Origin of the sequence: Pedobacter frigiditerrae (genome assembly GCF_032678705.1) — a bacterium.
GTDB classification, from domain to species: Bacteria; Bacteroidota; Bacteroidia; order Sphingobacteriales; family Sphingobacteriaceae; genus Pedobacter; species Pedobacter frigiditerrae_A.
Genome location: NZ_JAVTSS010000001.1, coordinates 1,629,652 through 1,644,250, shown reverse-complemented (window position 1 = coordinate 1,644,250; position 14,599 = coordinate 1,629,652). Strand labels below are relative to the sequence as shown.

Annotated in this window: 16 protein-coding genes; 4 read left to right on the top strand and 12 right to left on the bottom strand. The window is 36.4% G+C overall.

The window, feature by feature from the left end; genetic code table 11:
• Window positions 1-281 precede the first annotated feature (281 nt).
• Window positions 282-1,079: a class I SAM-dependent methyltransferase gene (locus R2Q59_RS06610; RefSeq protein WP_316784588.1), complete on the top strand. Its 798-nt coding sequence runs from the start codon at window positions 282-284 to the stop codon at window positions 1,077-1,079.
• 699 nt (window positions 1,080-1,778) lie between these two features.
• Here the strand turns inward: R2Q59_RS06610 and R2Q59_RS06605 are convergent.
• Window positions 1,779-1,937 carry a hypothetical protein gene (locus R2Q59_RS06605; protein WP_316767115.1) on the bottom strand — a complete coding sequence of 53 codons (159 nt, stop codon included), beginning with the start codon at window positions 1,935-1,937 and terminating at the stop codon, window positions 1,779-1,781.
• Window positions 1,938-1,998: 61 nt separating this feature from the next.
• Here R2Q59_RS06605 and R2Q59_RS06600 point away from each other — a divergent pair, with 61 nt between their 5' ends.
• Entirely contained in the window at window positions 1,999-4,020 is a 2,022-nt protein-coding gene (locus tag R2Q59_RS06600; RefSeq protein ID WP_316784586.1) for a M1 family metallopeptidase, read from the top strand.
• A 62-nt stretch (window positions 4,021-4,082) separates the two neighbouring features.
• On the opposite strand, the gene R2Q59_RS06595 is transcribed toward R2Q59_RS06600, so the two are convergent.
• Together R2Q59_RS06595 and R2Q59_RS06590 are read right to left on the bottom strand one after the other, a co-directional pair.
• The gene (locus tag R2Q59_RS06595; RefSeq protein WP_316784584.1) at window positions 4,083-4,997 is read right to left on the bottom strand and encodes a hypothetical protein; all 915 of its coding nucleotides are present in this window, start codon (window positions 4,995-4,997) and stop codon (window positions 4,083-4,085) included.
• A 47-nt stretch (window positions 4,998-5,044) separates the two neighbouring features.
• Window positions 5,045-6,577: an FKBP-type peptidyl-prolyl cis-trans isomerase gene (locus tag R2Q59_RS06590; protein WP_316784582.1), complete on the bottom strand. Its 1,533-nt coding sequence runs from the start codon at window positions 6,575-6,577 to the stop codon at window positions 5,045-5,047.
• A gap of 197 nt (window positions 6,578-6,774) precedes the next feature.
• Between R2Q59_RS06590 and R2Q59_RS06585 the strand changes: the two genes are divergently transcribed.
• Both R2Q59_RS06585 and R2Q59_RS06580 read left to right on the top strand, forming a co-directional pair.
• Window positions 6,775-7,371, top strand: coding sequence for a GDSL-type esterase/lipase family protein (locus R2Q59_RS06585; RefSeq protein ID WP_316784581.1), 597 nt, complete (start codon window positions 6,775-6,777; stop codon window positions 7,369-7,371).
• 84 nt (window positions 7,372-7,455) lie between these two features.
• Window positions 7,456-8,184 (top strand): esterase family protein, encoded by a 729-nt coding sequence (locus tag R2Q59_RS06580; RefSeq protein ID WP_316784579.1) that lies wholly within the window; start codon window positions 7,456-7,458, stop codon window positions 8,182-8,184.
• A gap of 103 nt (window positions 8,185-8,287) precedes the next feature.
• Here the strand turns inward: R2Q59_RS06580 and R2Q59_RS06575 are convergent, their stop codons facing one another.
• The 9 genes from R2Q59_RS06575 to glp form a co-directional block, all read right to left on the bottom strand.
• Window positions 8,288-8,512, bottom strand: coding sequence for a hypothetical protein (locus tag R2Q59_RS06575; RefSeq protein WP_316784576.1), 225 nt, complete (start codon window positions 8,510-8,512; stop codon window positions 8,288-8,290).
• Between the two features lie 105 nt (window positions 8,513-8,617).
• Window positions 8,618-9,400: an HAD-IIA family hydrolase gene (locus tag R2Q59_RS06570; RefSeq protein WP_316784574.1), complete on the bottom strand. Its 783-nt coding sequence runs from the start codon at window positions 9,398-9,400 to the stop codon at window positions 8,618-8,620.
• A 75-nt stretch (window positions 9,401-9,475) separates the two neighbouring features.
• A complete protein-coding gene (moaCB, locus tag R2Q59_RS06565; protein ID WP_316784572.1) occupies window positions 9,476-10,384 on the bottom strand; it encodes a bifunctional molybdenum cofactor biosynthesis protein MoaC/MoaB in 909 nt (302 codons plus the stop codon).
• Window position 10,385: 1 nt separating this feature from the next.
• Window positions 10,386-10,829, bottom strand: a complete 444-nt coding sequence (locus R2Q59_RS06560) for a molybdenum cofactor biosynthesis protein MoaE (RefSeq protein ID WP_316767099.1) — start codon at window positions 10,827-10,829, stop codon at window positions 10,386-10,388.
• 1 nt (window position 10,830) lies between these two features.
• Complete coding sequence (locus R2Q59_RS06555) at window positions 10,831-11,934, bottom strand: ThiF family adenylyltransferase (RefSeq protein WP_316784570.1); 1,104 nt, start codon at window positions 11,932-11,934, stop codon at window positions 10,831-10,833.
• A gap of 1 nt (window position 11,935) precedes the next feature.
• Window positions 11,936-12,169: a MoaD/ThiS family protein gene (locus R2Q59_RS06550; protein ID WP_316784568.1), complete on the bottom strand. Its 234-nt coding sequence runs from the start codon at window positions 12,167-12,169 to the stop codon at window positions 11,936-11,938.
• A 4-nt stretch (window positions 12,170-12,173) separates the two neighbouring features.
• Complete coding sequence (locus R2Q59_RS06545; protein ID WP_316784566.1) at window positions 12,174-12,671, bottom strand: molybdopterin-binding protein; 498 nt, start codon at window positions 12,669-12,671, stop codon at window positions 12,174-12,176.
• Window position 12,672: 1 nt separating this feature from the next.
• A complete protein-coding gene (locus tag R2Q59_RS06540) occupies window positions 12,673-13,413 on the bottom strand; it encodes a sulfite exporter TauE/SafE family protein (protein ID WP_316784565.1) in 741 nt (246 codons plus the stop codon).
• 3 nt (window positions 13,414-13,416) lie between these two features.
• Entirely contained in the window at window positions 13,417-14,595 is a 1,179-nt protein-coding gene (gene glp, locus R2Q59_RS06535) for a gephyrin-like molybdotransferase Glp (RefSeq protein ID WP_316784563.1), read from the bottom strand.
• Window positions 14,596-14,599 lie beyond the last annotated feature (4 nt).

Sequence of the window (14,599 nt, the reverse complement as noted above, 5' to 3'; positions counted from 1 at the left end):
TTGACTGGTTTGAAAGGGTGTTTGTTCGAGACTTCTCCCAGCGTTGTTCGAGAAACGTTGCTTTAAAGGCCGATTCTCCGAACGAATCTGGGAGGAATGTGGGAGAAAACACGATTAAATCTTTGCATTTTTTGATTTATTGAGGCTGATTGAATTAGATAAACAATTTAATTTGATATAAATTATACATAACGCATTTAATTTTTCAGTGGAGGTAGGGGTAAAGTCAACTTTGGTTGTATTAGTTCTAATTAACAAAATTATAATATTAATATTCGGTAATGACGAAAGTAACAATGAACCCAAACAAAGTGTTATGGGAAAAAGGTGATTTTACAAAAGTAGCAGCAACAATGCGTGCAAGCGGGGTGGCTTTAGTGGCTAAGTTAGGAATAACAAAAGATTTGGATATTCTTGATCTTGGTTGTGGAGATGGTACTACAGCAATCCCTGCAGCAAAACTGGCAAAAAGTGTTCTAGGAGTTGACATAGCCATTAACCTCGTAAAAGCGGGTAATGAACGAGTAATTGAAGAGGAATTAGCTAACTGCAATTTCGAGGAAGGAGATGCTGCCGACCTTTATAGCATTGCCGATAATAGCTTTGATTTGATCATTACTGTGTTTGGTGCAATGTTCTCATCAAATCCATTTAAGGTGGCAAAAGAAATGGTAAGGGTAACCAAACAAGGTGGCAAAATTGTAATGGGTAATTGGATTCCTGAAGATCCTACACTTGTTGCTCAGATTTTAAAAATTTGTTCTCGTTATACACCAGCTCCACCAGAAGGTTTCGTTAGTCCGATGTTATGGGGTGTAGAAAAAAACATAACAGAGCGTTTTGAAAGTGCAGGTATTGCAAAAGAGCATATTTCTTTTGTTAAAGATACATTTACTTTTAATGCCGACTATTCTCCGGCAGACTTTTTAGGTGTTTTCAGAAATTATTACGGTCCAACAATGAATGCATTTGAGGCTGCAGAAAAAAATGGAAAAGAAGATGAGCTTTATGCAGAACTAGAATTTCTTTTTAAGTCTCAGAATAAAAGCATTAGCGAAAACACTACTTCAATACCTTGAGAGTTACGGTTTATTGCTCCTAGCTAATTTGACTTCTTTTTTTGAAGTTTTATTAACACAAATGCCTTAGTGAAAACTAAGGCATTTGAATTTAATAGCTTTTACATCATTACTAGTTGTGTGATGTGCGTTGTAAATGTGTGTTAAGAGAGTTGAATATTTGAAATTTTTTTAATAAATGTTCTCTAAAATTGTGATTTTTTAAAAATTATGTCGAAAAATAAAGTTAAAATTCTATTAAGTTGATGAAATTATGAATTTGAATAGTTTTTGGAGCTTAAAGTTGGTGTATGTGTTTTTATTATTAACTTAAAATTAACAAATTAATCTATTTTCTTTGACTAAAGAACTAGTTTGTTCTATTTTTTTTGACCAAAAACGAAATTTAAAGCTAAAAATCAGAAATAAATTCACATTTTATTCTATTTTTCTTTAAAGTTTAACATTATTTTAAAATAAAAATAGTTTCTTTGTATTATAATTGTAATATATTCAGCCCCTAAACGTTCTAGACATGACTCAAGCTCCAACTCCACCTAGCAAGCCACGTGAGAAAATCGTTTGTCCTGATTGTAAGCAACCAACAATCGAGAGAATTAGTCGACCAACCTTATTTAAGCTTTTTCTAGGGTGGACCGAAAAAAGACGATTTAAATGTTATAATTGCTATAAAGTCTTTTACTCGTAGTTTTAACATTTTTATTGGTATCCTGATAAGAATTGCATCCCAACATTAAATTGGATTGGGCCTTGAATAAATTTCTCTTTTTTATGCATTCTTCTAGCGCTAAAACAATTTCCATTGCTTTTATCAAATTGTAATATGTAGGTTAGAATTAACAAAGCCTTAGCTTTCATTTATAAGTTTTTAGTAAGTTAGCTATCTCTATTTTTAGCACAAATTTTAACCATTCATTTTATGAATATGCGAATTACCCTTCTCGCTTTACTGACAACCGCTGGCGTTGCTTCAGCTCAACAAACTACAGTTCCAATCCGTAAAAACATTGAAACTTCAAAACGTTCCATCCGATTAGATGTACCCATGACGAATTCTATTCGCAAAGCATTTACTGCAGGGACACGTGATTTTTCGGGCAAACCCGGACCAAATTATTGGCAATTAGAAGCAGATTATACTATTAAAGCTAGTCTTGATCCAGCAACCCAAACCATTACAGGGACCGAAAAAATTAGTGTGCATAACAATAGTAAAGATGAGCTAAGGAACATCGTACTGCGTTTAGATCATAATATTTTTCGTGCTGAAGCCCAACGAGGTGCATCTGTACCTGCTGAAGCAACAGATGGAATGGTTTTAACTGGTATAAAAGTAGCTGGACAGCCTGTGGATCTTACTGCTACACCTTCATTTGGTGGTCGTGGTGGTAATGCTGCTCCGCCATCAAAATTAACAGTGTCTGGATTAACGCAAACTGTTGCTAGTATTAATTTAATTGATCCTATCAAAGCAGGCGCAACAGTAGAAGTAGAAATTGCATGGCATACTAAACTTCCAGGCGGTAATATTGGTAGAGGCCATAGAATGACACAACGATTTGATGATAAACTTTTTCAGCCTACGCAATGGTATCCTCGTTTGGCGAAATATGATGATTTACGTGGATGGGAAACAAGTCCTTATTTAGGCCCGTCTGAGTTTTATAACAACTTTGGTAAATTTGATGTCTACCTTACTGTACCAGGAGGATGGATTGTAAGCGGAACAGGCGTACTTCAAAATCCCAAAGAAGTATTAACGGCAACTGCACAGCAACGTTTAGCTACGGTACTTAACTCAGATGATGAAGTAACTATTGTAGGCGAATCTGAAAAAGGACCAGGTAAATCAACTGCACCTGGTGATAAGTTAACTTGGCATTTTTTAGCCGATAAGGTAAATGATTTTGCTTGGGCAACTGCCGAGAACTTTATCTGGAAAGCCACAAGAGCAACAATTCCTGGTAAAGGTGCTATTCCCATTCACATGGTTTTTGCGCCAGAAAGGGCAAAATCGTTTGAACGAGCTGGTCAAATTTCTCGTCATGCGTTAGAATTTTATTCGAAACTATGGGCGCCTTATCCTTTCCCTCAATTTACTTTGCAAGATGGACCAAGTGCTGGTATGGAATATCCAATGGTAATTAACTCTAACCAAGGTGCAGCAGATCATGAAACAGCTCACCAATGGTGGCCAATGGTAGTGGGTAATAACGAAACTCGTTACGGATGGATGGATGAAGGTTTTAACCAATACATGAACATTCTATCTGGTGCCGATAGCAGACAAAGAGCTTATAGTTTAGATGGACTTGGACAAAGTTATGGTAGAAACAGCGGTAGTGAAAACGAAGCACCAATGATGTGGAGTGCAAACGACGCCGGTAGCGGATATAGCTTTCAAACTTATGGCAAAACACCATTAATGCTTTCTATGTTAGGTGGCATTGTTGGTGATGAAGCCGTAATTAATGCGATGAAAAAATACACGGCAACTTGGTCTTTCAAACACCCATCACCTTGGGATTACATGTTTTTCATGAATAATGAATTGAACCAAGATTTAGAGTGGTTCTGGTATTATTGGTTGTTTACGACTGAGACTGTAGAAGGATCTATACAAGATGTTAAAACAGTTAAAGGTAAAACTACGGTAACGGTTCATGAAGCCGGACAAATGCCATCGCCTGTGGTACTAAAAGTAGAGTTTGAAGCAACAGGCCCAGCGCTTAAAAAAGTGGCAAATGCCAAGATGATTGATGCAACTACAGCAGTAGTAACTTGGCCTGCTTCAGTTTGGTTTAATGGTAATCGTACCTTTAATGCAGTGATGGATTTTGGTGAGCGTAAAATCAAAAAGATAACATTTGATCCTAATGGACGTTTTCCTGATGCGAATGTAGCAGATAACATTTGGCCAAGAGAACAAAGCGTTAAATAGCTTAAAAAGTATAATGTAAAAGAGGCCTTAGTGAAAACTAGGGCTTTTTTATGTTTAAACAATTACTCCCTTACATTTAGCGTATAACTGTGTAGTTTGTTGCCTGGGTAAAGCCTAAAATGTTGATCTAATACAAATAGGACATTATCATCACCCACCAATAGATTGTAGGTTTCTTTTGTATTGGTAGATTTGAGTTGATAAACAAGTGCTTTAGGCTGTGCGGTAATCCCCTTTAAAACTTGCCAATTTCCAATCAGCGTATCTGGACCTATATTGATCCGTCTCATGGTAAAAGTGCTAGGTTTTAATGTTTGAGGATCTCTATTTAAAACAATACTCCATTTTATCTTAAAACAGCCTTCACTCACCGTTAATTTATTGTCAGTTGCTATTTCCTCACAAGGTGTTCTTCCTGCAAATGATAGTTGAATTGCCTTATTATTGTCAGCAAGTTTTGCCATGATGAGTGATGGACTAGTTGAGTCTGTTTTATTTAAGTTGTTGTTATTTAGTGTGTAACTGTAGCCAGAATTACCAACCATTAGCGTTCGTTTAGCAGATAATAGGTGAAAAATGTGTTCGTCAATTTGAAGGAAGGAGAATCTGTTGCCAGTTTTAGTGTCTTTTAACTCATATATTTTACCACTTAAATTTCCAATCTGCCCGGTGTTTGCGGTATAAGTTCCACTTATTTGAGCTTTTTTGCCGCCATTGATAAAACCAGTTGTATTGGGCATACTCTCACCATAATTTAAATCCAATATAAATTGCTGATTGTTTTGGTTTAGATTAAGCTCCCACTTCATGAAATCATATTCGTTAGCAGAACTAACACCAAATGTGGTTTGCAATTCTTTCCCAATAGGAGTACTGGCAACTAGGCTTATTGTTTTGTCTGCTTGTGCCGAACAGGAATTTAAAACAATAAATCCTATGAAAATCTGTGTTATAATACGGATGCGGAATCTTTTCATATTAAATTATTTTTGCTAGATAAATAATAATGGTAAAAAGTAATATTTTAATTCTCTATCCCTAATACATCCACTTCAAGAATGATAGGGTCTTCTGGTGTTAGCATTTCGGACAAAATGTTTCTTCCGAAAGTAAGCTTAGAGGGAACGAAAAATTTGTATTTACTGCCTACTCTCATTAAAGATATACCTTCAGCCCAACCTGGATTACTATTTTTAGGTATGATATGAACATCAGCACTTTTAAATTTAATGCCATTTGTGAAAGTGCCAAGAAAATGTACTTTTACCCTATCTGTAGATAATGGTTTTGCTCCAGTTCCCTCTTTAAGTACTTGGTATTGAAAGCCACTTGCAGTGGTGATCACACCTGGTTTCTTTTTATTTTCTGCTAAAAATTGATCTGCCCTTTCTTTTGCACTTGGAGGTGAAGCAACATATGGTTGCGTTTTTTCGATAACTTTCGCCTGTTGTATAACTTGTTTTTTCTCTGCCATAGGTTTAGTTGTTGTTACTTTTGTTGAATTGCTTGCTGCTCTTTCTACAACGATAACTTGATTAATTCTATAGGCATTTGGAAGTTCTACACGCTGTCCATTTTTCCACAGTTTACCTGTTTCATACCTGTCATACGCTGTTACATATACATCATTGCCGCTTGCAACCATTGAAGTTGGTTGATAAAAACGATTTGTTCCGCCAAGTTCTACTTCAACTCCATTTTTCCAGTAGATACCACCATCTCCATCAGTAACTAATGCATTTCCATCCTTATCCTTATCATAAACTCCTGCCACATATATATCATTGCCTGCTACGGCTACATATTTTGCAAAGCTTATCTGACTAGTAAGTATTGTTGTTTTTCCGTTTTTCCAATAAGCTGCGTGATTGTCGTAATCTCCTACTGCATACGTATGACCACCCTGTTGAGTTATTGTTGTTATTCTTCTAAAACCATCGGTAAGTGTTTTTACATTTTGTCCATTTTTCCAGTAAACAGATACCCAGCCAGCACTTTCTCCAATTACATACACATCATTATCTATTAAACTAATGAATTTGGTATATGCATCAGGAAAGTCTTTACTTAAAAGTAGTAATACCGGCTGTCCATTTTTCCAATACTTAGCTTCATATCTATTTGGACTATTATCTGCTCCAGTAATATATACATCGTTTCCAACAACAGTGATATAAGTGCCAGATGCACCTGCTTTAGAAATAGGTGTTGGAAGTTCTATCGGTTGTCTATTCTTCCAATAAATAGCACGAGGATGAATTGTACCTGTTACATGTACATCATTTCCAGATACAAATATGGATTTAGCTTCCGAAACATCTACCTGTCCATCAGTAAGTCGTATTTCTTCTCCATTTTTCCAATACGTAGCAAAATATTTGCCTGTAATTTTATCTCTTGAAATGCCGGCGGCATATACATCTACTTGCTTTTGAGGAACAATTGCCTTACGTGTGTTATTGGTGGTTTTTGTGTTTTGAGCTTGGGTTGTAAGTGGAAAAAAGCCAATTAAGCTTAGCCAAAATACAAGGTGAGGTAATTGTCTATTCTTCATCATATTTCAATTTTAGACTAATTTTAAATATTTGGTCTTATTTTCAGAACTTCCTATATGCAATATAATGATTTATTGTCTTTAAGGAAAAGAGCTTTTTGTTCAAATCTTCTGGCTAGTTGTATGTCTGTATCAGATGCAACTTAAATTTAACAAAGCCTTAAGATTGGATAAAGAAATCTTTTTTACTTTTACCACCTATGTATTGGTACGAAGAAGAAATAAAAAGAATAGAAAGGATTGACAAGGGATCAAGTCATGAATCTACTGTGCTTTTTTATGGCTCTTCTTCCATCAGGTTATGGGAAGGTTTAAATGCCGATTTTCCTGAATATAACATGGTCAATCTTGGTTTTGGTGGTTCTACACTTGCTGCCTGCACATGGTTCTTTGAGAGGGTAATGCAAGGTTATCATCCTAAAGCTCTTGTTGTTTATGCTGGCGATAACGATTTGGGTGATGGAAGACATCCAGAAGAAATTTTCATCTTTTTTCAGCAATTAATGACTAAAGCCTCAGTTATTTTAGGTGATATACCTTGTTTTTTTGTTTCGCTTAAACCAAGTCCGGCAAGATGGCAAATGGAAGATCAATTTAAGTATACCAATAACTTAATTGAGAATGAAATCATTAAGCATAATGCAAATTGGAAGTTCATCAATGTGTTCAAAAGAATGTTAGATAAATCTGGGAAGCCAATGAGCAAATTGTATGCACCAGATGGACTTCATTTAGGGCCATTTGGTTATGAACTTTGGAGAGAGGCAATAGCCGAGGCATTGGCTAGAGTGCTTTAATGTTTTCTTTTGCTTGTAAGCAAACATGACTTTCTCTTAATCTCAACTTAACAGTAACTCAAGACATTTGGGTAAAATCTGTAAATGGAAAGGGCATACCATAAGTGGTTCAGTGAACACTTACAAAGAGATATGGAACTTTTGGTCTTTGGCCAAAGGGGAAAAGCTGTATTATTTTTTCCAACAAGAATGGCTAGGTTTTATGACTATGAAAATTGGGGAGTAATTAATGCGCTTACAACTCAAATCAATAATGGCGAATTGCAACTTTTCTGTGTAGATAGCATTGATCGGGAGAGTTTTTACAACAAAGATGAACATCCCGAAGTAAGAATAGCTAGACATAAACAATACGAAGATTACTTGGTTAACGAGGTTGTGCAGTTAATCTATAAAATTAACGGAGGTGATTATATTCAAACTGCTGGTTGTAGCATGGGTGCTTACCATGCGGTTAACCTTGCGATGAAATATCCTTGGCTATTTAAAAGAACAATTGGCTTAAGTGGTAGATACGATCTTACCAAACACTACGGCAATTTCAGGGATTTACTAGATGGTCACCATAATGAGGCAGTCTATTTTAGTATGCCGATTCAATATGTGCCAAATCTTGCAGATGGTTATTTACTTTCTGAGCTCAGGGATTTAGAAGTTGTACTAGCTGTTGGGAAGGAAGATCCATTTTTACCAGGGAACTTAGAGTTCGGCAGGTTATTGAATGAAAAGGAAATGCCAAATCAACTACACATTTGGGAAGGTAATGCACATAAGGCAGCCGACTGGATAAAAATGGTGCCTATATATTTTTAACAAATTACTTCCAGCTTAAACTGGAAGTAATTGTTGATTTATCTTTAATACTAAGCTGGAACTTCTTCTTTCTTAGCAGTACTTTTTTTGCTAACAGTTTTTTTTACTGTGCAACTGGAACGGTATCTACGGGTTTTACCGAAGTCTTAATATAGCTAGAGAATTTTTTAGCGAGTTGTTTTGCATTTTTAACAATAACTTTCTCTAGTTTTTTCTGATTTCCTGATGCGTTAACTGTTACGGTGCTCAATGCCGCAACAATTTGTGCAGTTAATTCCTTTTTGGCTAATTTCCTTGATTCTTTAACGATAGCTTTCTTCTTTTTCATAAAACTTGAATTTTTCCAAAGCTATGTTATTTCAAAGTTAATTTCATATTATCTTTATGTTAAGCAACTTAGCATTTCTTAACATATCATTTAAAAAGATATAACTTATTTGGTTTCCCACCAATTCAAAGGGAACTTAATTTCATCAACAGAACTAGCAATCATATCTGGTTTAAAGGCATAATGACCTAAAATATCTTTACTAGATATGCCAGAGAGCACTAATATGGTTTTATAACCCATTTGTACACCTCCCTGTATATCAGTTTCCATGGTATCGCCAATTACTGTTGTTTCTGATGTTTCTAGTCCAAGAAATTTTCTGGCAGAACGCATCATGACAGGGCTAGGTTTTCCAGTCACAAATGCCTTTCTTCCTGTAGCTTCTTCAATCATAGCTGTTGTGGCAGCTATGCCTAGGTTATTCCATCCAGGTTTTTTAGGTGATGGATCCCTATTGGTAGTGATGAATTTTGCTCCTGCTAAAATCATGTCTACCGCTCTTTGTACCATTTCTAAGGTAAAATTTCTCCCTTCTCCAAGTACCACAAATTCTGGATCGGTGTTTACCAACGTAATTCCATGTTCATGTAAACTGCTCAATAAACCTCCTTCGCCTAATACATAAGCTGTACTTTTTGGACTTTGGTCTGATAGAAATTTAGCAGTTGCCATTGCACTGGTATAAACATGACTTTGATTTACAGTAATGCCTAATAGTTTTAGCTTTCGAACCACTTCTAAAGGTGTCCGTTGACTATTATTGGTCATGAATGCAAACGGAATTTTTTTATCGAGTAAATTGGCAATAAATTTATCAGCACCGAATATCAGTTCTTCGCCGCTGTAAATAACGCCATCCATATCTATTAATAAGCCTTGTTTCATAATTGTATGAGTGTTAATTCAAAACTCAAAGATAAGCTTTGCTTGTTTAATTGATGTTAAGTAGAATGATAAGCCTTAATGTTTCTGCCCTTTATTCACATTAAACACATGTAAAACTTGTGGAAATAAGGCAGCCATGTATTCTTCAGCAGCTTTTTTAGCACCAGGGAAAGTAAGCACCAGTGTTTCGCCTACAAAACCAGCTACACCTCTTGATAACATGGCATAAGGCATGCGCTCTTGTCCGTAGTTTCTGGCTGTTTCCATGATGCCATCAATTTTCCTATCTATTAATGGCTCAATTGCCTCTGGTGTCACATCTTTTGGAGAAAGGCCGGTTCCGCCAGTGAATATGACTAAATCACGACCAGCCGCAGAAAGACTTTTCACCTTTTCTTGAATGGTATTAAAATCATCTGCTATGACCATGTAATCTAATGTTTCAATACCCATAGCTTCCAATTTAGCAACTATGATTTTACCAGAAGCATCTTCTCCTAAGCCAGCGGCGATAGAATCTGAACAAACTACTACTGCCGCTTTAAGGTTGGGAAATTGTTTATTCTTAAAGTCAGATTTCCCACCAGATTTTTTCAATAACTTAATGCTACTGATTTCAACTCCCTTATCTATCGGTTTAAGCATGTCATATATCGTAAGGGCAGTAATTGATGCGCCATGCATGGCCTCTACTTCTACGCCTGTTTTGTAAATGGTATGTACCTCTACAGTGATGATTACGCTTAATCCCTCAATTGCATAAGTAATAGCTGTATATTCTATAGGGAGTGGGTGGCAATCTGGAATCAAGTCGCTCGTCTTTTTTACACCCAACAATCCTGCGGCACGTGCAAACTCGAATATATCTCCTTTAGGTACTTTTCGTTGCTCAATGGCTTCAATGGTTTCCATTTTAGATACACTTATCGTTGCTGTAGCAATTGCGATTCTTAACGAGCTTGATTTTTCTGTAATGTTAACCATGTTATTTGTTTTCCTTCCACTGATGTGTTTCGTCTTCAAATACTTCTTTCCCCCAGATGGGTAATTCTGCTTTTAATCTTTCTACTATTTCTGTACAGGCATCTATAGCGGGTTTGCGATGTGCTGATGAAGTAAATACAAATAAACAGATTTCTCCGGCTTTAATGTGTCCTAAGCTATGATGAACGTGCATACAGTTGAGCGGATATTTTTTAAAAATAGCCTCCCTTATCTCATGCATTTTCGTAAGCGCCATTTCTTCGAAAGTGGTGTACTCAATTGCCGAGACCAATTTACCATCAATTTCATCCCTTCTCACTTGCCCCATGAAAATACTATGCCCACCAATATTAGTCTTAGCACTATGTTTGGCTATGCTATCAGCGATAAAAGCTGGTGTGATGGGCCCACTAACAAATATGTTTTTTATCTTTTTCTCGTTCATGTTAATTGCTAAAATAATTGCGCCATTTCACAATTCCACCTTTAAGGCTGTAGATGTTTTTGGTGTTGCCATACTTTTCGGCTAATGCTTCTGCAGCGGCTACACTTCTAATTCCGTGTTGGCAAATTAACACCAAGTTTTGTTCTTCAACATCGGTTGATAAAAAATCAGCAAAACTAGACATCGGTATTTGGCGATAAACAGCTTTGTCGAGCGCTGGAACTTCATGTAGTTCCCTTACATCAATTAACAGCGTTGATGTTTTTTGTTGTAAGTTATTCAACGCTGTTGCATCTATTTCTATCACCATTGGTTCGGTTAAACCAGTTTGATTGTAATTAAATGTCATTAAATCTGCTTCGTTTTGCGGTAGTTGATAATCATTCCCTGCAATAATAGCTAACTCATGTTGCTCATTGTTGAGGAGGTTATAATGTAATAACTTATTAACTAATGGTTTGCCTAAACCTGTAATCAGTTTGATGGTTTCACTAGCGGCCATGGTACCGATTATCCCTGGCAATACACCAATTACGCCATTATCTGCGCAATTAGCAATTTCTCCTGGTTTAGGTGCAATAGGGAAAAGGTCTCGGTAATTAGTGGTTTCTCCTTTTTCATCTGTTACGTTAAATATGGCTAGCTGACCTTCATAATCAGCTACTGCAGCAAAAATCAATGGTTTTTTTAACAAAGCACAGGCATCATTAATCAAATATCTACTTTCAAAATTATCAGAACCATCCAACACAACATCATAATCCTTTAAAATTTCAAGAATATTAATTGATTCAATTCGAAGGGTATGCACCACAAATTGAATCTCGGGATTCATTGTATGCAATCGCTGTGCAGCTACTTTTGCTTTTGATTTGCCGATATCGTTAGTGGTATATAAAATCTGACGATGTAAATTAGATAAGGCCACTTTATCATCATCGGCAATGCCTATTAGCCCGATGCCAGCCGCTGTTAAATATTGTAAAGCAGGGCAGCCCAAACCTCCAGCACCAATTACCAAAACTTTTGCTGCAGTTAATTTTGATTGTGCATTTGCACCAAAACCTTCCAAGATTAATTGTCTATGATATCTTTCCGATGCCATGTTAACCTCCTGAAAATGGTGGCATTAACGCAACTGTATCACCACTTTTTAAAGCTGTGGTTTTTTGAATGATGGTTTTGTTTAATGCCAATTTGTATTTGATGTTAGCCAACTTGGGGAACTCTTTTTCTAGGAAATCTTTCAAATGCGCAGTAGTTTCAACGCCTTTTACTGTTAGGCGTTGATTGGCTATGAATTCTGCAATCTTCCCAAAACTAATGATTTCGATTTCCATTTGGCTAATTTACGCGTAAGATGGTAATTTTGCTCAATCCTTTTACAAATCGTCTACCAGAGGCTTCATCACCAGGTGCAATCATGGCAATGTTTCCCTTTTCAGCTTTTGCTGGATTGGCTTCAAAACTGGTTAATATCAAAAAGTTGTTCATGGTTTTTGAGTTAAAAACCTCATTCCATGAAAGTACAACTTTGTAGTTATCACTTGCTGTACAAACAAGGTAATATTCACTCAATACGGTTGGTGAGGGCGCATCGATTTCTACTTTTGCTAATAAATCTTTCAATAAAACACCCTTTACGTTTTTAAGGACACTCTTACGTACCATTAAATGATTGTAAATGGTCATACTATCAATTGAAACACTTTTGTAGTTTTTTAGCATATTCAGGTTTACCGTCATTTGTTGTTTAACTTTTCCCTCAACAACAAATTGTTTGCTTTCTTGTGCTTTAACTGTTAAACCGAATAATAAGAAAATTGGAATAAGGTACTTCATTTTATGCGTGTGTAAATAATAATTTATAAGCTGCAAGGGCAAGAACGCAAGCCAATACATTTTTTAATATGGTTTGTGGGAACTTTAATGCGCCAAAATAAGCACCGCATATACCTCCTGCAAAAGCAACGGCAACATAAGCAAACATGTGATTGTTAAACTCAAAACCTTTGATGAGTTGTCCGCCCAAACCAGCAACAGAGTTTACAAAGATAAAAGCAGCGCTGATGGCAGCGGTTTGTTTTTGGTCGGCCCATTTTAGCAATAATATAACAGGAGAGAGAATAATGCCTCCACCAATACCAATCATTCCTGATAAGAGCCCAATAATACCACCAACTAACAGTGAAAGCGGAATGTTAGCAGCTTTAAAATCTTTAGGGTCAGTGTTTTTGAAAAAGAAAAACCTGATGACTGGAATGAGTAATAAAACACCCAATATTTTTTTATAAATGGAACTTTCAATAGCCATCATACCACCAATAAAAGAGAGTGGGATGGATGCTAAAGCAAAAGGCCAAAACAACTTCCATTTAAAATGCCCGCCTCTATAAAATTGTATAAAAGAGGTTGATGAAACAAAAAGGTTAAGCAATAGGGCAGTAGGTTTCATTATGGCAGGAGAAATAGCGAAAATTGCCATTAAGGCCAAATATCCACTAGCGCCTCCGTGACCAACAGATGCATATAAAAAAGCAACAACGAAAAGCAGGATATAAAAAAGGATAAAAGATTCTTGCATGGTTTAGTTGGGCAATAATAATATCGTTACCGATTGGTTTTTCTCAAAGCTTTCTTCTTCTTCGGGCAAACAAATTAAACAGTTGGCTTGGGCAAAAGAACTTAACCGATAAGAGTCTTGTGCATTTAATGGAGTTGCCTGTCCGTTTTTATAAAAACCTTTTAAAAAATGTGTTAATCCTTTTGGTTTTTGATAACTAACCGTAAGCGCCGCCTTTAATTCTCCAACAGTATTTTCTTTATGAGATAAATGTTTCAGGCTGGGCAATACATAATTATAATAACAGCTCAATACAGAAGATGGATTGCCGGGAAGTCCGAAGACCAATTGTTGTTCTTTTTTACCGAAATAAAGTGGTTTGCCTGGTTTTTGTTTCACCTTATGAAACAACTGTGCTATGCCACATCTTTGGGAAGCCTCAATTACAAAATCATAATCGCCCACACTTACACCTCCGGTCAACAAAACTACATCGGCCTTTGCCAATGCTGTTGCAAGTACATCAGTTAAAATATCAAGTTCATCATCTGCTTCAAAAACTGAAATCTCGGTAATCCCTTCATTTTTTAAGGCTGCGGTGAGCGAATAAGAATTAGATTCGTACACCTGACCAAAGTTAAGTGGCTGTCCGGGTTTTTGTAGTTCTTTGCCCGTAACAATAATGGCAACTTTAGGCATAGGAAAAACAGAAACCTTGATTATGCCAATACCGGCCAGAAAACCAATAGCAGCAGGCGTTAAAAGATTGCCCTTATTCATCGCTAAATCTCCAGCACTAATCTCAGAACCTTTTTCCCTTGCATTTAATCCCTTTTTAAGATTAATGTCTTGTAATATGATTTTACCATTTTCTACGCTCACTTTCTCTTGCATGATCACCGTATCGGCTCCTTCAGGTAATGGTGCACCAGTAAAAATTCGGTGTGTCTCTCCAGCTTTTAGCGTTGATTTTACAGGAGCTCCTGCAGCCATTTCGCCAGTAATGGTCAATTCTTTTAAGTCCTCCTCGAATTTTAATGCATATCCATCCATTGATGATTGCCTAAATGCAGGGATGTCACAGTTAGCATAAATATCTTCAGCGAGTATATGTCCTGAAGCATTAGCAAGGTTTAAATTGATGGCTGCTAAAGGGGTAATGTTGTTACGGATGATTGTTTTTGCTTCGGCTACGGTAATCATGTTT